18 protein-coding genes are annotated in these 18,257 nt (G+C 52.6%); 13 read left to right on the top strand and 5 right to left on the bottom strand.

Annotated features, from left to right (window positions below):
* The first annotated feature begins 4 nt into the window (after nt 1-4).
* Together rpe and spoVM are read left to right on the top strand one after the other, a co-directional pair.
* Nucleotides 5-673, top strand: coding sequence for a ribulose-phosphate 3-epimerase (gene rpe / locus NYE33_RS25780; protein ID WP_042136604.1), 669 nt, complete (start codon nt 5-7; stop codon nt 671-673).
* A gap of 171 nt (nt 674-844) precedes the next feature.
* Nucleotides 845-925 (top strand): stage V sporulation protein SpoVM, encoded by an 81-nt coding sequence (gene spoVM / locus NYE33_RS25775; RefSeq protein ID WP_020431362.1) that lies wholly within the window; start codon nt 845-847, stop codon nt 923-925.
* A 198-nt stretch (nt 926-1,123) separates the two neighbouring features.
* Here the strand turns inward: spoVM and rpmB are convergent, their stop codons facing one another.
* Complete coding sequence (gene rpmB, locus NYE33_RS25770) at nt 1,124-1,312, bottom strand: 50S ribosomal protein L28 (RefSeq protein WP_019911441.1); 189 nt, start codon at nt 1,310-1,312, stop codon at nt 1,124-1,126.
* A 191-nt stretch (nt 1,313-1,503) separates the two neighbouring features.
* On the opposite strand from rpmB, the gene NYE33_RS25765 reads away from it, so the two are divergent.
* The 4 genes from NYE33_RS25765 (at nt 1,504) to NYE33_RS25750 (ending at nt 6,623) form a co-directional block, all read left to right on the top strand.
* Nucleotides 1,504-3,282: a DAK2 domain-containing protein gene (locus NYE33_RS25765; protein WP_042136606.1), complete on the top strand. Its 1,779-nt coding sequence runs from the start codon at nt 1,504-1,506 to the stop codon at nt 3,280-3,282.
* Nucleotides 3,283-3,342: 60 nt separating this feature from the next.
* A complete protein-coding gene (locus NYE33_RS25760; RefSeq protein ID WP_042136608.1) occupies nt 3,343-4,203 on the top strand; it encodes a DegV family protein in 861 nt (286 codons plus the stop codon).
* 14 nt (nt 4,204-4,217) lie between these two features.
* Nucleotides 4,218-6,269, top strand: coding sequence for an ATP-dependent DNA helicase RecG (gene recG / locus NYE33_RS25755; protein WP_039298034.1), 2,052 nt, complete (start codon nt 4,218-4,220; stop codon nt 6,267-6,269).
* Between the two features lie 66 nt (nt 6,270-6,335).
* A complete protein-coding gene (locus NYE33_RS25750) occupies nt 6,336-6,623 on the top strand; it encodes a stage VI sporulation protein F (RefSeq protein ID WP_039298036.1) in 288 nt (95 codons plus the stop codon).
* A gap of 112 nt (nt 6,624-6,735) precedes the next feature.
* Here the strand turns inward: NYE33_RS25750 and NYE33_RS25745 are convergent, their stop codons facing one another.
* Nucleotides 6,736-7,608, bottom strand: coding sequence for a YitT family protein (locus tag NYE33_RS25745; protein WP_042136610.1), 873 nt, complete (start codon nt 7,606-7,608; stop codon nt 6,736-6,738).
* A gap of 92 nt (nt 7,609-7,700) precedes the next feature.
* Nucleotides 7,701-8,060: a hypothetical protein gene (locus NYE33_RS25740; RefSeq protein WP_197074362.1), complete on the bottom strand. Its 360-nt coding sequence runs from the start codon at nt 8,058-8,060 to the stop codon at nt 7,701-7,703.
* Between the two features lie 182 nt (nt 8,061-8,242).
* On the opposite strand from NYE33_RS25740, the gene NYE33_RS25735 reads away from it, so the two are divergent.
* Nucleotides 8,243-8,656: a DUF2500 domain-containing protein gene (locus NYE33_RS25735; protein ID WP_231575361.1), complete on the top strand. Its 414-nt coding sequence runs from the start codon at nt 8,243-8,245 to the stop codon at nt 8,654-8,656.
* Nucleotides 8,657-8,793: 137 nt separating this feature from the next.
* Nucleotides 8,794-11,502 (top strand): calcium-translocating P-type ATPase, SERCA-type, encoded by a 2,709-nt coding sequence (locus NYE33_RS25730; RefSeq protein ID WP_042141108.1) that lies wholly within the window; start codon nt 8,794-8,796, stop codon nt 11,500-11,502.
* 99 nt (nt 11,503-11,601) lie between these two features.
* On the opposite strand, the gene NYE33_RS25725 is transcribed toward NYE33_RS25730, so the two are convergent.
* Nucleotides 11,602-12,531 carry a C40 family peptidase gene (locus NYE33_RS25725; protein WP_341068183.1) on the bottom strand — a complete coding sequence of 310 codons (930 nt, stop codon included), beginning with the start codon at nt 12,529-12,531 and terminating at the stop codon, nt 11,602-11,604.
* A 326-nt stretch (nt 12,532-12,857) separates the two neighbouring features.
* Here NYE33_RS25725 and NYE33_RS25720 point away from each other — a divergent pair, with 326 nt between their 5' ends.
* The 3 genes from NYE33_RS25720 to NYE33_RS25710 all read left to right on the top strand — a co-directional run bounded on the left by NYE33_RS25720 (nt 12,858) and on the right by NYE33_RS25710 (nt 15,706).
* On the top strand, nt 12,858-13,931 hold the full coding sequence (locus NYE33_RS25720) for an ABC transporter substrate-binding protein (protein WP_042136616.1): 1,074 nt from the start codon (nt 12,858-12,860) through the stop codon (nt 13,929-13,931).
* Between the two features lie 67 nt (nt 13,932-13,998).
* Nucleotides 13,999-14,925, top strand: a complete 927-nt coding sequence (locus tag NYE33_RS25715; RefSeq protein ID WP_042136618.1) for an ABC transporter permease — start codon at nt 13,999-14,001, stop codon at nt 14,923-14,925.
* Entirely contained in the window at nt 14,912-15,706 is a 795-nt protein-coding gene (locus tag NYE33_RS25710; protein ID WP_039298046.1) for an ABC transporter ATP-binding protein, read from the top strand. Before NYE33_RS25715 ends, NYE33_RS25710 begins: the two co-directional genes overlap by 14 nt.
* 109 nt (nt 15,707-15,815) lie before the next feature.
* Here the strand turns inward: NYE33_RS25710 and NYE33_RS25705 are convergent, their stop codons facing one another.
* Entirely contained in the window at nt 15,816-16,301 is a 486-nt protein-coding gene (locus NYE33_RS25705; protein WP_340946328.1) for a DinB family protein, read from the bottom strand.
* A 194-nt stretch (nt 16,302-16,495) separates the two neighbouring features.
* Between NYE33_RS25705 and NYE33_RS25700 the strand changes: the two genes are divergently transcribed.
* Complete coding sequence (locus tag NYE33_RS25700; RefSeq protein WP_042136621.1) at nt 16,496-17,287, top strand: SDR family oxidoreductase; 792 nt, start codon at nt 16,496-16,498, stop codon at nt 17,285-17,287.
* A gap of 224 nt (nt 17,288-17,511) precedes the next feature.
* On the top strand, nt 17,512-18,237 hold the full coding sequence (locus NYE33_RS25695) for an MgtC/SapB family protein (RefSeq protein WP_042136622.1): 726 nt from the start codon (nt 17,512-17,514) through the stop codon (nt 18,235-18,237).
* Nucleotides 18,238-18,257 lie beyond the last annotated feature (20 nt).

The raw sequence follows: 18,257 nt of genomic DNA, 5'->3' as shown, positions 1-18,257 counted from the left end.
ACACATGGTTATTATTGCTCCTTCCATATTGTCAGCAGATTTTGCCGCACTTGGCGCAGAAGTCACGGAAGCCGAAGCCAGCGGTGCAGACTGGATTCATGTAGATGTGATGGACGGTCATTTTGTGCCGAATATTACCCTGGGTCCTGCCATTGTGGCAGCGGTCAAAGCCCATACTTCCCTGCCGCTTGATGTTCATTTGATGATCGAGAATCCGGAACGGTATATTGCTGATTTTGCCGCCGCAGGGGCGGCTGTAATTACCGTCCATGCAGAAGCTTGTGTACACCTGCACCGGGTGGTTCATCAGATCAAGGAGCTCGGCCTGATGGCCGGTGTGGCGATTAATCCGGGTACTCCGGCAGCTGCTGTGCGTGAGGTTCTCGAGGATGTTGATCTGGTGCTGGTCATGACAGTGAATCCGGGGTTTGGCGGACAAGCCTTCATTCCGCGTACGCTGCATAAGATTACACAGCTTAGAGAATGGGCCGGTGAGATCAATCACAAGGGGCTGCGTATTGAGGTGGACGGAGGAATTGCCGAAGCTACAGCACCTCTCGTGGCTCAAGCAGGGGCTGATGTATTGGTAGCGGGCAATGCGGTCTTTGGACGCAGTGACCGCGCAGGTGCAATCCGGGCGATCCGCGAGGCGGCGGATGGTGCTGTCCTTTAATCGCGAGTGCTTAGGTATAGGCCAAGTTATACCCGCATAAATATGGTTACATGAGCAGAAATCTCATGTAGCCTTTTTTTGTACAATAAGGGAGGTCTGCAGTTCGTTGGCATACACATCATGACAGGATAGTCTCCTACTGCATGGCATGAATTGATGGGAGGGTTAATCATGAAATTTTACACGTTCAAGCTGCCAAGATTTTTGGGAGGTTTTGTTAAAGCGATTTTGAACACTTTTCAGAAGAGCTGAGCGAGGCAGAACAGAAAACATGAAAAAAAGCACCTTACGAATGTAAAGGGTGCTTTTTGCTTCAAATATAAGACTTTATATGCTTTGCACTATAAAGTGTCCTTCTATTTCTCGCTGAAACGGATACCGTCTATTTAAGGACGGCATGTCCGTTTCTACTTGATATGAGATATCGCTAGGCCCTAGAATAATCCAAGACTAAACGCGTTCAACTTTACCGGCTTTCAAAGCACGGGTGCTGACGTACACGCGTTTCGGTTTGCCGTTCACTAGGATACGGACCTTCTGAACGTTAACTCCCCAAGAGCGACGGTTGCGGTTGTTTGCGTGAGACACGTGGTTGCCGCTGCCCGGTTTCTTGCCTGTTACTGTACATTTGCGGGACATAGATTACACCTCCTTGTTACTTACACCTGCGTAAAACAATACTTAAATATAATATCACAGCAAAATTTGCTACGTCAACCGATTCAAAAACATTTATTTCTTTAGACTCTTATAGTACAATATAAATTAGTGCATTATGTCCAGTTAATCATAGAATTGATTAGGCATGAAGTTAGGAAGGGGAATTCTCATTGAGTAAGCGTTCTATAAACGGGACAGATTTTACCGCAATGGTACTCGCCGGTGCGGAAAAGCTGCAGCAGCATGCGGAGCATGTCAATTCTTTAAATGTTTTTCCGGTTCCGGATGGAGACACGGGAACCAACATGAATTTGACGATGACCGCTGGCGCGAATGAATTGAAGAAAAATAATACTGCCTCTGTAGGCCAATGTGCAGGAGTACTCTCCAAAGGACTCTTGATGGGCGCGCGGGGGAACTCCGGCGTTATTTTGTCGCAGTTATTCAGAGGTCTTGGACGTTATGCAGCCCAATATGAAGAATTGAACACGCAGCAGTTCGCTGCAGCACTGCAGACTGGCGTTGATACAGCCTACAAAGCAGTGGTTAAACCGGTTGAAGGCACGATTCTTACCGTCGCCAAGGAAGCTGCGAGACATGCAGTGTATTATGCGCGCCGTACAACGGATGTTACTGAGCTTATGACCGAAGTATTGGCCAAAGCCAAGGAAGCGCTAGCTAATACACCTGAACTTCTGCCTGTGCTCAAGCAGGTCGGTGTTGTGGATTCCGGCGGTCAGGGTCTGGTCTACATCTATGAAGGTTTCCACCAGTATCTGACCAGCGGATCAGCCGCTGTACAGACACCTGTACAAGGACAAGCCTCAGTTCCTGCACCAATTCCTGCAGCAGTACTGACTAAACCTGAGAACGTATTGTCCTCCGTACAGTCTTCCGCCCAATCCCAGCTTTCTACGGAAGACATCGAATTTTTATATGATATGGAATTTTTCATCAACCGCCAGCTTGGCGCATCTGTGAAATCAGATTTTGATGAGGAAGTTTTTCGGAAAGCGTTGTCAGTTAACGGTGACTCCATTATCGTAATTTCGGATGATGAGACCATCAAGGTGCATGTGCACTCGAAGACTCCCGGCGAGGTGCTTAACCTGGCGCTGCTGCATGGTGAGATCACACAGATTCACATTCTTAACATGCGTGAGCAGCACCGCGATCTGTTGACAGCCGGAATGGATATTGCTCCAATGCCGGATGTATTCGCCGATATTCCGGAAGAGAAGGCCAGCGTACAGTCGCCTGCAGTTCCTCCTGCGGATGATCTGGCGCCATACGGCTTCATCGCAGTCTCTTCGGGAGATGGAATCTCTGATATCTTCCGCAGCCTTGGCGTGGATGCCATCCTGGCCGGCGGCCAGACGATGAATCCTAGCACGGAGGATTTCGTTAATGCGATATCTTCTATTTCAGCGAAGCATATCTACATTTTGCCGAATAACTCCAATATAGTACTGGCTGCGCAGCAGGCCAAGGAGCTGCTGGAGGGCGAACGTGACATCACGGTTATCCCTAGCAAGAGTATTCCCCAGGGAATCTCGGCCGCCTTTGCTTTCCAGGAAGAGGAAGCGGTAGATGCCAACACAAGCAATATGCTGGAGGCAATCGCACAGGTCAAATCGGGACAGGTTACCAATGCCGTGCGGGATACAGTCATTGAAGAGCTGGAGATCAAAGCCGGGCAGTATATCGGAATCTCGAACTCCAAGATCGTTGCTGCCGCCGATGAATTGCTTGCTGTAAGCAAGCAGCTGCTGGCTAGCATGCTGGTGAACGGTGACGAGATTGTGACAGTGCTGACAGGTGCAGATGCCGAAGCAGACGTTACGGATTCCATCAGCACATGGCTGGAAGAAACGTACCCGCAGGTTGAAGTAGAAGTTCATGATGGAGGCCAGCCGCTGTATTACTATCTTTTCTCAGTGGAGCCATAGACATCTTAGACCTAAGCAAGCAGAGTGGATCAGCTAAATCATAGTATGGGGAGGAAATCCATGAATCGTACCGTAATCGTTACCGACAGCACATCCGATATCCCGCCAGCCTTGGCGGATCAGTTCGGCATTGAAGTCGTTCCGCTGACTCTGATGTTCGGCGAAGAGGCTTTCCGGGATAATCTGGATATGACTCCGGAGCAGTTCTATGAGCGTCTTCCCCGCTCGCCGCAGTTGCCGACCACCTCACAGCCGTCGCCGGTCGAATATATGAACGTGTACCGCAGCATTCAGGAACGTTATCCGGGCAGTCCGATCCTGTCCTTCCATATCTCCTCCGGTCTTAGCGGAACCTATCAATCTGCTGTCCTGGCCAAATCCATGCTGGAAGAGGAAGGGGAGTCGGTCACCGTGGTTGACTCCCTGTCCGCTTCCTACGGATTCGGTTTCATGGTAGTGGAAGCCGCTAGATTGGCCGGGCAGGGTAAGGCGCCGGAGGAAATTCTGGAGCAGGTAGAGAGTATGCGCAAGTCGCGCAAGCTGTACTTCCTGGTGGATACGCTGGAATATCTCCAGAAGGGCGGCAGAATCGGCAAAGCGTCCGCCATCCTGGGTACGCTGCTCAATATCAAGCCGATCCTGTCGATCGATGCAGAAGGAATCATCTATGCGGTAGAGAAGGTTAGAGGCCGCAAGAAGGCAGTTGCCCGCATGATCGAGCTGTTCAAGGCAGATCTGCCGGGTGTGAACAAAATCAATGTGGCCGTGGGTCATACGGCTGAACCGGCTTCCGGCGAAGAATTCCTGAGGGAATTGTCCGGGCATTTCACCTTGGAAGAGAAGGTACTGACCAACATTGGACCTGTCGTAGGCAGCCATGTCGGCAACGGGACCTTAGCCGTATTCATCTGGCCCGCCTAGTATAGGGGATGAACATGGTGCTGGCTTTGGAATCAATTGAAGTGAAACAAATAACTGGCGTGAGCGCTCAAAAGCAAGGCGAGCTTCACGCCTTTGGCGTCTTTACAGTGAAGGATTTGCTGGAATACTACCCGTTCCGTTATGAGGATTTCCGGCCAAAGTCTCTTAGTGAAGTTAAGCATGGCGATAAAGCAACCATTGTAGCTAAGGTAATCGGCATTCCGGTGCTGCAGCGCTTCGGGGGCAAATCACGAATGAGCTGCAAGATGGTGGCTGAGCCGTGGATGTTCACGGCAACGTGGTTCAATCAGCATTATGCACGTGAGCAGCTGACAGTGGGCCGCGAAGTAGTACTTACCGGGAAATGGGACCAGAAACGGAATCAGATTACCGTAACCAATTATGAATTTCCGGACCGGGGGGAAGGCAAGACGGGAACCTTGCAGCCGGTGTACTCTGTAGGCGGCAAGATCACACAATCCTGGATCCGCAAAGTCATAGGCCAGGCCCTGCAGCAGTATGGAGAGCTGATTCCGGAAATCCTCCCGCACAGTATTATGCGCAAGTATGATTTCATGTCGCGTAAAAAGGCTATTGCCACGATCCACCAGCCGGAGGATACACGCGAAGGACAGCAGGGAAGGCGCAGGATGGTCTATGAAGAGCTATTCTTGTTCCAGCTCAAGGTACAGGCCTTCCGTGTACTGAACCGCGGCAGAATGGACGGTGTGGTCCATACAGTGGATAACGCCACAGTCCGCCAGTTTGTGCGGAGCCTGCCGTTTGAACTGACGGACGCCCAGAAGCATGTGGAGCTGGAGATTCTGCATGACATGCGCTCAGGGTACTGTATGAACCGGCTGCTGCAAGGGGATGTAGGCTCCGGCAAAACCGTGCTGGCGGCTATTGCACTGTATGCGACTGTAAGATCGGGATTTCAGGGGGCACTGATGGTGCCGACTGAGATTCTGGCCGAACAGCATATACGCTCGCTCACCAGAATGTTTGAACCGTTCGGCATTACAGTCGGTCTGCTGACCGGCAGTGTGAACGGACGCAAACGTAAGGATCTGCTGGCTTCTCTGCAGCTGGGAATGCTGGATGTGGTCGTCGGAACCCATGCCTTAATTCAGGATGATGTCTTCTTCCGCAGTCTGGGACTTGTTGTCACAGATGAGCAGCACCGGTTCGGGGTGAACCAGCGCAGTGTCCTGCGGCGCAAGGGCTACAACCCGGATGTGCTGACGATGACGGCCACCCCGATTCCGCGTACGCTGGCGATCACTGTTTTTGGCGATATGGATGTGTCTACGCTGTCCGAACGGCCAAAAGGGCGTGTACCGATTACGACCTACTGGGTGAAGCCTGATCTGATGGAGCGGGTATTGAATCTGATCAGCCGTGAGATTGACCAGGGGCGGCAGGCCTATCTGATCTGCCCGCTTATTGAGGAGTCGGAGAAGCTGGACGTGCAGAATGCGATTGATCTGCATGTTCAGATGTCGCAGGCGTTCCCGAACTATAAGGTAGGGCTGCTTCACGGGCGGATGACGCCTGCAGAGAAGGATGAAGTGATGCGCGCCTTCTACAGCAATGAGCTGCAGCTGTTAGTCTCTACTACAGTCGTAGAGGTAGGTGTGGATGTACCGAATGCCACATTGATGATCATTATGGATGCCGACCGCTTCGGCCTGTCACAGCTGCATCAGCTGCGCGGACGGGTCGGCAGAGGGGAACATGCGTCCTACTGCGTGCTGATGGCAGATCCCAAATCGGAAATTGGCAGAGAGCGGATGACGGCGATGACGGATACGGATGACGGCTTCGAGGTGTCCCGGCGTGATCTGGAGCTGCGGGGACCGGGGGATTTCTTCGGGACGAAGCAGAGCGGGCTGCCGGAATTCCGGCTGGCGGATATGACGGCTGATTTCGAGACGCTGGAACTGGCGCGTGATGACGCGGCAGAGCTGCTGCGGGATGCCGCGTTCTGGACATCGGCGGATTATGCTCCGCTGCGCGGGTATTTGCAGCAGGAGCAAATATTCCAGGGAGATTTAATTGACTGATTAGGCACATGCGGAGACCGGCCCTCATATACTGTGAATGATTGGATATGACGGGAGGTGCTATGCTTGGGTTATCAGCAATTCGGAATCAGTCCTGCGCTGGTGGATCGCATTAAGCTGAAGATGAAGAATCCGGCGGTTAAGGAACGCATCAAGAATATGATCAACGGAATTTCCAAGCAAGAGCTGCAGGACACTGCCGTTGTGCGCAGGCTGGTGCGCAACGCTTCTGCAGTGATGAATGAGAAGCTGACGTCCTCGCAGGAAGAGCAAATTGTTAAATTTGTGATTGCCCAGAAGATTGATCCGGGCAACACCTTTCACCTGATCCGCTTATGGGGAATGTTCCGCTGAAAGAGCGGAGCCTGCCCTTGCCTGATCTAACCAAAAAGCGTTCCCGCAACTAAATGCGGGAACGCTTTTTGGTTAGATCAGTGGCTATAAGCTGTCCGCTGAATACCATCGGTCAACCAGGCGGGTGATTACGGAAGAGCGCGGAAATCCGGCTGTTCCGGGCCGCATTGATGACGATCTTACTGTCCTGGTCGCATCCGTGGACGATGGAAGCCAGCTCCTCTTCCTCCAGCCTGCTTGCCAGGCAGAAGACGGTGCCGGGCTGTCCCTCAGGACCGGTGGACCTGACGAGTTTAACTTCGCGGTCAAGTGACTGCTGGAGCCTGCGGCGGATCTCTTCACAGTTGCTGCTCGTAATCCAGACAGCCTGGGAGAGGGATAGGTCTCTTAACGAGAAGCGCAATGCTTCAAAGGCCAGCAGGTAAGCAATGATGCTGTACATAGCCTGATCCCAGCCGAACAATGAACCGCCGAAGAGCAGAATGGCACAGTTGAACAGCATAATGCCCATTTCAGCAGATTTGGGCGGACCGCCGTTCAGCAGCCGGACTCCCTGCTTCTCGCTTCCGCTGGTAATGCCTCCGAAGCGGACAGAGATGCCAAGCCCAAAGCCCAGGCACAGACCGCCGGCTATTGCAGCAGGCAACGGTTCGCTGGTGGCTGCAGGGAAGTGGTGAAGGGCCAGCGAGCCCGCCGTCAGACAGATTAATCCAAGCATCGTATATAGGGCAAACCGGAGATTAATCTGCCTGCGCGACATTAGAATGAACGGAAGGTTGAGCAGGAACAGAAATAAGCCAAGACGCATTTCGGTTAAATGTGACAGCAGAGCAGACAATCCGGCGATTCCGCCAGGCAGCAGCTTGTGCGGCATCAGGAACAGTTCCAGTCCTACAGCAGCGAGCAAGCCCCCGCCTATAACAGAGAGCAGGCGCAGGATTTTGGAATGGCGCAGGGGGGCAGCCCCTCTATATCTGATTTTCAATGGATTTCCTCCTTTCAGCAGGAAACCTGAATTTGTAGGTTCGTTTGCTATAGATAATGCGTTGTGCGCTCAAAGGATTTATTGGAGAGCCTTTACCTTATAAAGTGTGATGTGCATTTCAGCGGATACAGCAGCAGCCGCTTCAGAATGATGTAAATGATGGGGAAGAACGACACACAGAGCAGAGGCAGGGACGCTTCCGGATGAAGCGCCAGCAGGTTCTCAGGATGGGCCAGCCGCGCGGAAGGAATGTAATGGAACGTTGTGCTGTGCACCCGTACCGGCTGAGCCATTTTATGCTCATAACGCTCCAGTCTGGCATGCTGCACTTCGGAAGCCTCCTGTTCGTTCAGCAGCTGGGAAGAAGCAGCCAGAAATGTCAGGAGAAGCACCGGTATGAAGGCCGCCTTCAGGAGCTTAGAAATGGGTAAGCGCGCTAGATATGTCATCAAGAGAACACATCCTTACTGTATATTGTAGTTAAAGCATAACATAGGATTCTGGGCAGGACCAAATTTCCGGAGCTGTTTTTTTGGGGTAAATGTCATGAAAATACGAAACCGGAGCCGTTACACCGCGTATTCTCTAGTAAAATGAACATTTTATAATTATTTTTACCAAAGGAGCGTTTAATTTGCATAAAGAGGGCATTTTTAACGGATTTCTGAATTCGGCTGTAGCCAGTTCCTCCCGCGGCTTCTTCTCCGAAGGGCCTTATTTATTACAGCTTGTGCTGCTGCTGATCGCAGTTTTTGTTGCTTACACTATTGCCAGAGCCCTGAAGATCTGGATGACCAATAATGCCAGTCCGCTCGAGTCGAGGGTGGCGACAGCTGTTACGAAACGCACAGAGGTCTGGGGCGGCAGAGGGCATGCGGGCACACACACCAGCTACTATGTAACCTTTGAATTCCAAAACGGGAGCCGGAGGGAGCTGGAGGTGAAGGCCAAAGCGTATGGTCTGATCGTTGAGGGAGACAGGGGCGAGCTGTCCACCAAGGGGACCCGGTTCAAAGGATTTGCCCGTTCGGGCAGGCACAACCTTTGATAAATCTACATATGTTTTTAGAATTCTCCTGCTATTTTTGGGTAAAACTCCATATAAGGGTTTGAACTAAATAAATTATAGAAGGAGCGGATGAATTGAACTCAGATTCTGCTAAAAGCAAAAGTAAAGAAGGTGTATTGTTCCATACTCTGGATACGGCCGAGGTGCTGAAGCAGCTGGAGAGCAGGGAAGCCGGACTGACTGCAGAAGAAGCGGCAAGGCAACTGGAACGTTACGGCAAAAACATGCTGCAGGAAGCCAAGTCTAAATCGCTGCTGGCTAAATTCATTGAGCAGTTCAAGAATGTAATGATCTTCATCCTGCTGGCGGCTGCCGTGCTCTCGGGAATCCTCGGAGAGTGGACGGATACCGTTATTATTTTGCTGGTGGTGATCCTGAACGCGGTGCTGGGTGTCATCCAGGAGAACAAAGCGGAGCAGGCACTGGAGGCTCTCAAAAGCATGTCCTCTCCGCAGGCGAGAGTCCGCCGGGCCGGGCAGGTCACAGAGATCAAAAGCGAGGAGCTGGTGCCCGGCGATATTGTGCTGCTGGAAGCCGGCAACGTGGTGCCTGCTGATCTGCGGCTGCTCGAAGCGGCGTCACTGAAGACCGAGGAGGCGGCGCTGACGGGTGAATCACTGCCCTCGGATAAGCAGTCGGGAGTGCTTGCGGGCAATGATCTTGTGATCGGTGACCGGACGAATATGGCTTATATGAGCAGCAGCGTAACCTATGGCCGGGGTGTGGGTGTGGTAACGGCTACGGGGATGCATACCGAAGTGGGCAGGATCGCCGGATACATCTCGGAGGCGGAGAATGAAGTTACCCCATTGCAGAAAAAGCTGGATGAGCTTGGCAAATATTTCACCTTCATTATTCTGGGTGTCTGTGTCGTTATCTTCGTGGTCGGCTGGCTGGAGGGCAGAGAGCTGCTTGATATGCTGCTGACCTCCATCTCACTTGCGGTAGCGGCGATTCCGGAGGGTCTTCCGGCCATCGTAACCATCATTCTGGCGCTAGGCGTGCAGCGGATGGCTAAGCGCAAGGCAATTATCCGCAAGCTGCCTGCGGTGGAGACACTGGGCAGTACAGAGATTATCTGTTCTGACAAGACGGGCACATTAACACTTAACAAGATGACCGTGGAAAAGCTGTATGTGGGCGGAGAGACTATCGAGGCCGATTCGAAGCTTAACGAAACGCCGGGCGGTGATTTGCTGCTGCAGGCGATGACCCTGTGCAATGATTCCAGCATAGACGAAGGCAAAAGTGCTGGAGGGAAAGCTACGGATGGAGCCCGGGCAGAGGCGAAGCCTGGTTCAGCAGGCGGGACCCGGAGCGGTAAAGCCCTTATCGGCGACCCTACCGAAACGGCGCTGGTTGACTTCGCACTCAGCATCGGGACTGACAAACGGGAGCAGGAGCAGCGTTATCCGCGGGTGAATGAGCTGCCTTTTGATTCGGACCGCAAGCTGATGACGACGATCCATAAGCTGGATAACGGCGGGTTCCGGGTGCTGACCAAGGGAGCGCCGGATGTGCTGGTGTCCAAATGCAGCCATATTCAAGAGAATGGCACTGTAGTGCCCTTAACGGAGGCACATATCAGCCGGATCACAGCCAGCAACAAAAGTCTGGCAGACGAGGCGCTGCGGGTGTTGGCGTTTGCTTACCGCGACCATGCAGAGCAGCCCTCCGATCCTTCAACGGAGGGGACGGAGAAGGATCTGGTGTTCATCGGCCTGACCGGGATGATCGATCCGCCGCGTGAGGAGGTCCGGGATGCGGTTGCCGTATGCAGACGGGCGGGCATCCGGCCGGTGATGATTACCGGGGACCACCGGGACACGGCTGCAGCCATTGCTAAGCGGCTTGGAATCATCGATGATGACAAGGCAGTGCTGACCGGCCGCGAGCTGGATCAGATCAGCGAGGCGGATTTTGCCACAAGAGTGGCCGATTATTCCGTGTACGCCCGTGTATCGCCAGAGCATAAGGTAAGGATCGTCAAGGCCTGGAGACAAATGGGCAAAATCGTTGCTATGACCGGTGACGGAGTCAATGATGCGCCTGCGCTGAAATCAGCGGATATCGGCGTTGGTATGGGCATCACAGGAACAGATGTGGCCAAAGGCGTATCGGACATGGTACTGGCCGATGATAATTTCACTACGATTGTCGTTGCTGTCGAAGAAGGCCGCAAGGTATACAGCAACATCCGCAAAGCGATCCAGTTCCTGCTGTCGGCTAATTTGGGGGAAGTGGTGACCCTGTTCATTGCGACACTGATCGGCTGGCGGATTCTTGAACCGATTCATATCCTGTGGATTAATCTGGTCACAGACACCCTGCCGGCGCTCGCGCTTGGACTGGAAAAAGCGGATAATGATGTGATGTCGAAGAAACCGCGTAAATCGAGCAGCAGTATTTTTGCCGGAGGCGTGGGGATCGGAATCATCTATCAAGGGCTGCTTGAGGCGGCACTGACCCTGCTGGTGTATTACTGGGCACATACCCATTACGACGAAGGCGTTGCAGTCACGATGGCCTTTGCTACGCTGGGACTGCTGCAGCTTACCCATGCTTTCAATGTCAGATCCAATACCAAGTCATTGTTCCAGATCGGCTTGTTCAGCAACCGCTACATGCTGGGGGCTTCGGTCATCTCGGGACTTCTGCTGGTGCTGGTTATTATCATTCCCGGGCTGAATGAATGGTTCGGAGTGGAGCATCTGAGCGGTCTGCAGTGGGGAATTGTCTGCGGGGCTGCAGTGGCGATAGTGGTGATTGTGGAGCTGGTGAAGCTGGTTCTCCGCTTAAGCGGGCGCAGTAAGAACTGGGAATAGTATACTGCCGGACAATGGCGGTGGCATAAAAAAATGCAAGGAGGTCCGGCGCTTCGGCAGAAGCCCGTAACCTTCCTTGCATTTGTTGTATTTAGGGGATTATAACACCCGCTGCATGTGCAAAATAACATTACTCCAGTACCCGCTGTCCAGGTCACTGATCTGTACTCCGGGATCGCCCCAAGTATGAATGAAACTGCCGCCCCCCATGTAGATGCCTACATGACCGGGAATGGCGTCGCTCTCGAACCGACCGGGTACCGTGAAGAAAATTAAATCCCCGGGCTCCAGCTCGCTCCTTGATATGCGTCTGCCAATATTATCCTGATCTTTGGCCAGCCGCGGGAGATCTACGCCAAATTTCTTGAATACATGACGGGTGAAGGATGAGCAGTCAAACCGTTTGGTCTCCTCATAAGGTCCGGCACCGAAATCGTAGGGTACGCCGAGATACTTCCTGGCATAGGCGATCAGTTCACCGGTATCCACATTGGAGACGCTCTGGATCCGCAGCGGCTTGGCTGCTTCACCTGCACCTGTATTGGCGGTAGTATCCCTGTCAGAAGGGGCAGCAATATTGATCTCTCCGGTGCTCGGGTTCCAGCCAACCTCGGTCTGCAGCAGCTTGGATAATGCATTAGGCGTGATGTAGATCTGACCTTCGCGGCGGATGGGAACGTCCGGCAGGGTGATCTTCTCCCCCAGGGAGAAAACCTGGCTGGAATCCGGTCGGAGCATGTACATTACATCGCTGTAGCCCAGCTTGGTATATCCTCCGCTCGAAGTGTCGTCTTTCATTCGGTATCCTATGGAGGCAGCGGCCGGCTTCAGCGGAATCCAATACTTGCCTTCTTTGTCCGTGATGGAATTCTTCTCATAGTAGCTTCCGGCAAATGTTCCGGTTGGCGTAACCGAATTCACCTTCGGGGTAGTGTCCTTGCTGGAATAGCTGCAGGCGGTTGAGCCAAGAATGACGGCAGTAAGCAGTGCGGCTGTGGCCGCAGTTTTGGATGAATTGATTATTGGCATTTGGCACGCTCCATCTTCAAACTTTAAGTAAAGTTTGTGCAGGGCGGCTTTTTTTATGTGGAAAAGGGTTTAGCAATCAATGTCAAGAGCAACAGGCTTGTTCTTGTCGAAACATCAGCCCATTGTGCGTTTTTTGTAAAATATGGAGCCGTGATAAATGATTGACGGAAAATCAACCTACATATAATATATGTTTAATAGATTGCGGCAGTGGATGCGGAAATGGTGCGGGCTTTTGCTTTAATGCTTTCAAAGATGAAAGCGATAATGCTGAACCGCTAACCCAGGTTCGCGCGCTGAATCCGTAAAAGAAGAGGGGTTATCTGATGAAGAGAAAGAACATTTGGCTTGGCCTGAGTATGTCCTTGATGCTGGTAGCAGCAGGTTGCGGTAACAATAATGCAGCCGTAAATAATGGATCCAATGCAGGAAATGCTCCGGCAAACGCAACCAGCGCTCCGGCAGACACCGGTTCTGCGGACACCAAATCCTACACGATTGCCATCTCACAATATGTAGAACATCCGTCGCTGGATGCTACTCGGGAAGGCTTCCTGGCGGCACTGAAGGATGCCGGAATCGTAGAAGGTGAGAACTTGAAGGTGGATCTGGAGAATGCCCAGGCGGATCAGGCGAACAACCTGTCCATTGCACAGAAGATTGCGGGTGACAAGAATGATCTGGTGCTGGCGATCGCCACTCCGTCCGCACAATCCATTGTCCAGAAAGTGAAGGATACGCCGATTCTGTTCGCGGCAGTCACTGACCCGCTGGATGCCAAGCTCGTAAGCGACCTGGAACATCCCGGCGGCAATGTCTCCGGCGCATCGGATACGAACCCTGAGTCAATTACACGACTGATGAATTTCATCGCAACGCAGTTCCCGGATGTGAAGAAGCTGGGCCTTGTCATTAATGAAGGTGAACCTAACGCAGTAGTTATGGCGGATATCGCCAAGGAAGAATTGGACAAGCACGGGATTGAGCTGGTGAAGGCAGCCATCACGAATACGTCGGAAGTGAAGCAGGCGGCTGAATCCCTTGTAGGACGTGTGGATGCCCTTTACATTACACTTGATAACTCCGTCGTAAGCGGTGTGGATACGATTATTCAGACAGCCAATGACAACAAACTGCCGTTCTTCTCGGCAGACCGTGATACGGTTGAGAAGGGTGCTTTTGCCACTGTGGGCTTCAAATACTATGACCATGGCTACCAGGTTGGCGAAATGGCAGTGGAAGTACTTAAGAACGGCACAAGTCCAGGCGACATGAAAATAACGATGCAAGAGAAGCTGGACCTCATTCTTAACCTCAAAGCGGCAGCAGCACAAGGCATTGAAGTAACGGATGCTATGAAGGCTGAAGTTGCAGATCCTGACAATAACATTATTCAATAACATACAGATATCATAACGGGGCGTTTCCATGCGGGCGCCCTTTGCCGCTTGAGGGAGGAAGTCATCTATGTATAGTTCATTAATCGGCGCCCTGGAAATGGGCCTGCTGTACGCTTTTATGGCACTTGGGGTGTATATTACCTTTCGTATTCTTGATTTTCCGGATTTAACTGTAGACGGGAGCTTCACCACCGGCGGCGCGATTGCCGCAGTCATGATCACCCACGGATATTCTCCCCTGCTGGCAACAGTATGTGCCCTGCTCGGAGGGATGGCTGCAGGCATGTGTACAGGTCTGCTGCACACTAAAGGGAAGATCAACGGCCTGCTATCCGGGATTCTGATGATGATTGCGCTATATTCCATCAATCTGCGGATTCTCGTGCGGCCGAATGTTTCCTTAATGGGTGAGGTATCCCTCTTCAGCTCTATTAATCCTTTGCTGGTTATGCCTTTTGTGGTTCTGCTGGTCAAGATTCTGATGGATCTGTTCCTGCGTACAGACCTTGGACTTGCCTTGCGTGCTACAGGAGATAATTCCCGGATGATCCGCAGCTTCGGTGTCAATACGGATACTACTACGATTCTCGGCATCAGTCTTGCGAACGGAATGGTGGCCCTCTCGGGTGCGCTGATCGCCCAATATTCTACGTTTGCCGATTCATCCATGGGTATAGGCATGATTGTTATCGGGCTTGCTTCGGTAATTATCGGGGAAGCGATATTCGGTGCGGGCAACGTCTTCCGCGCTACATTGGCCGTAGTGCTCGGCTCCATCGTCTACCGGATCGTTGTGGCGCTGGCTCTGCGGGTGCCATGGCTCAAGGCTTCGGATCTCAAGCTGATTACGGCTATTATCGTTATCATCGCCCTCGTCTTCCCGTCCGTTCAGCGGTTCCTGAAGCAGAAGACGATGGCCCGCAGACGGACTGAAGAGCTTGCGGAGCTGACGCGCAGCAGCAAGAAAGGAGGGGCAGCCGATGCTAAAGCTTGATAATGTATCCAAGCTGTTCAACCCGGGTTCACCTGACGAGAAGATTGCCCTGCTGGGCATCGATCTGGAACTGAGCGCCGGAGATTTCGTGACCATTATCGGCAGCAACGGGGCCGGTAAATCGACACTGATGAATATTATCTCCGGTGTCATGAAGCCGGATCTCGGTGAAGCGCGCATTGAAGGCAGCTCGATCAGCAATCTGGCCGAGTACCAGCGCGCACGCTGGATCGGCCGGGTCTTCCAGGACCCGATGGCCGGTACGGCGCCTCATATGACCATTGAGGAGAACCTGGCCATGGCTTATAAGCGGGGCCAGAGCCGCGGGCTGTCCTTCGGGGTGAATGCGGCCAGACGCACGCTGTTCCGTGAGCAGCTCAGCAAGCTGGGCATTGGCCTCGAGAACCGGCTGCGCGCCAAGGTAGGGCTGCTCTCCGGAGGCGAGCGGCAGGCGCTTAGCCTGCTGATGGCGACCTTCACCCAGCCGCAGATTCTGCTGCTGGATGAGCATACAGCTGCGCTGGACCCTTCGCGCGCTGAACTGATCACGAAGCTTACGGAATCCATTGTCCGTGAGATGAAGCTGACTACACTGATGGTCACCCACAACATGGATCAGGCCATCCGTTTAGGCAACCGGCTGATTATGATGGACAAGGGATCGATCATTCTCGATTTTGATGAATCCCGCAAGAAGGATCTGACGGTAGAGCGGCTGCTTGGTGAATTCGAAGCCATCAGCGGCCATAAGCTGGCGGATGACCGGATGATGCTGGGATAAGCAGGGATTGAACTGAAGAAGGCTTGAGTGCTGTCTGTTAGCTGGACAGCTGCTCAAGCCTTTATTGTTGTGTCTTTGTCTTTACTTTTTAATGGTGCAGAGAATGGGGTCAAATTCCATCCAGGGCTTCCTTCAGCTGAGCCAGATGACGTTCTTCATGAATGCCGATGAAATCCACCCACTGGGCGACATCCATCGGGCCGAACACCGGGTGGGGATACAGCTTGCGGTTCCACAGGCGCTCTTCACTCTGGGCCAGCACCGTCTTCAGGTCAGAACGGGACTGGTCCAGCCGGGCCCGTACATCGCCAAGCGGGATGAATTCCTCGGACGGCACAAGATGGGGCGGGGCATCAATGAACCGGTTGCGGTCCAGCGTCAGCTGATAGGGCTTCGGCTCTGTGACAGCTTCTTCCGTGGCAGCAAGCGCCTGCATGATCCCGGCGGTGATCGCTTTTTCCATCAGATACAGATGCTCCAGTACTTGCACAGGTGACCATTTGCCTTCGGCTGGCTTCCGGTTCAAAGTCTCGGAAGAGAGTCCGGAGACTGCAGCGCAGATTTGATCACGAATCTCTTCATTATGGTTCATCATGAGTAATAATCTCCTCTGTGTAGAAAATAAAGGCATGTCTAAAGTCAATTTCATTATTGCTTCTTAAATTATATCCCCAAATGAGGATTGGCAAAACAGCAGGGCAGCCGATTCACTACGCGGTATGAGAGGTAAAGTTTAAGGAGAGAACTTGACTTGAACAATAACAACGACCTTAGGAGGAGACTACACTTATGACCACTAAGAAACTGGAAGGCAAAGTAGCAATCGTAACCGGAGGCGGATCGGGGATCGGCCGGGCGTCGGTGCTGGAGTTCGCCAGAAACGGAGCCAAGGTGGCACTTCTGGACCGCACTGTGGAGAACGCAGAGAAGGTCGCACATCAGGTGGTGCAGGAAGGCGGAGAAGCCGCTGTGTTCGAATGCGACATCGCCGAGCCGCAGCAGGTGGAGGACGCCGTGAAGCAGGTGGTTGCCAAGTGGGGACAGCTGGACATCGTGTTCGCGAATGCCGGAATCAACGGTGCGATGACACCAATTGAGACGATGGATATCGAGTCCTGGGACCAGACCATTCAGATCAATCTGCGCGGTACGTTCGCTACGGTTAAATATGCCATCCCCCATTTGAAGGAGCAGGGCGGCAGTATCCTGATCAACAGCTCCATCAACGGGAACCGGGTATTCTCCAACATCGGATTCTCGGCATACAGCACCACGAAGGCCGGGCAGGTCGCTTTTATGAAAATGGCGGCGCTGGAGCTGGCCCAGTACAAAATCCGCGTAAACGCCATCTGTCCTGGTGCGATCACCACCAACATTGATGACAATACGTACCCTTCGGATGATCTTAAGGAAGTGCAGATCGAGGTTGAATTCCCGGATGGCGGACAGCCGCTGGAGAAGGGGCCCGGGCGACCTGATCAGGTAGCCAAGCTGGCGCTGTTCCTGGCTTCTGCGGATTCGGATCATATTACCGGAACGGAAATCTATTGTGACGGAGCAGAATCGCTGCTGCATGGCTGATTCTTCTAATCGTACTTTAACACTCATATAATGGGTGAAGTACAGCCTTTAACTGAAGCGGACGTTGTCCCTTTGCCGGAGCTCATCAGAAACCGTTTGATGACCGGCTGCAGAGGTGCTGACGTCCGTTTATTCTTTTGAAATCAGCTTGCGAAAAATTACAGTAAGGATTGCAGTGATTTTCAGGTATACTGATTCTATCTGTCATGGAGAGGAGGACAACAATGAACATTGATTTACACACAGAATCGATTGTGAAGCTGCTTGTGGCCATGCTGTTCGGGCTGTTCATCGGGATTGACCGGCAATTAAAACAGAAACCGCTGGGAATCCGGACCAGTATGGTCATTAGTATCGCCAGCTGTCTGGTGACACTGGTCTCGATCCATGCTTATGATAAATTCGGCGGGCCGGAGCATCCCAACATGGACCCTATGCGGCTGGCGGCGCAGATTGTCAGCGGGATCGGTTTTCTCGGGGCAGGCGTCATTCTGCGCAGAGGCGGAGATGCGATTTCGGGACTGACATCAGCGGCGCTCATCTGGACGGCTTCCGGTATCGGGATTGCGGTCGGCGCGGGATTCTATGTAGAAGCGGGTTATGCAGTGGTGCTGCTTATGTTCGCTGTAAATGCGGTGCCCCTGCTAATTAAGGCCATCGGCCCGGAGGTGCTGAACAAACATGAGATATCGATTAAAATCATCATGGAACCGAACTATATTCTAACCGATGTGATCCAGAAAATTGAGCAGCGCCATATCATTGCCGAGCAGCGTAAAACACGTAAAACCGGCCGGACGATCCGGCGTATGAAGATCAAGGATCTCGAAGACGGGAGACAAATGATTGATATGGTGATCTCCGCACCGGACCGTGATTATGCTACGGAAATCTATTACGATGTGAAGAAAATTGAGCATGTGATGAGCGTCGAAGTGGAACAGCTGTAAAATTGAGATGTTGCCGATCC

This window comes from Paenibacillus sp. FSL R10-2199, assembly GCF_038000235.1.
GTDB classification, from domain to species: domain Bacteria; phylum Bacillota; class Bacilli; order Paenibacillales; family Paenibacillaceae; genus Paenibacillus_AQ; species Paenibacillus_AQ phytohabitans.
The sequence above is the reverse complement of the archived record's forward strand: the minus strand, read 5'-3'. Positions and strand labels throughout refer to the sequence as shown.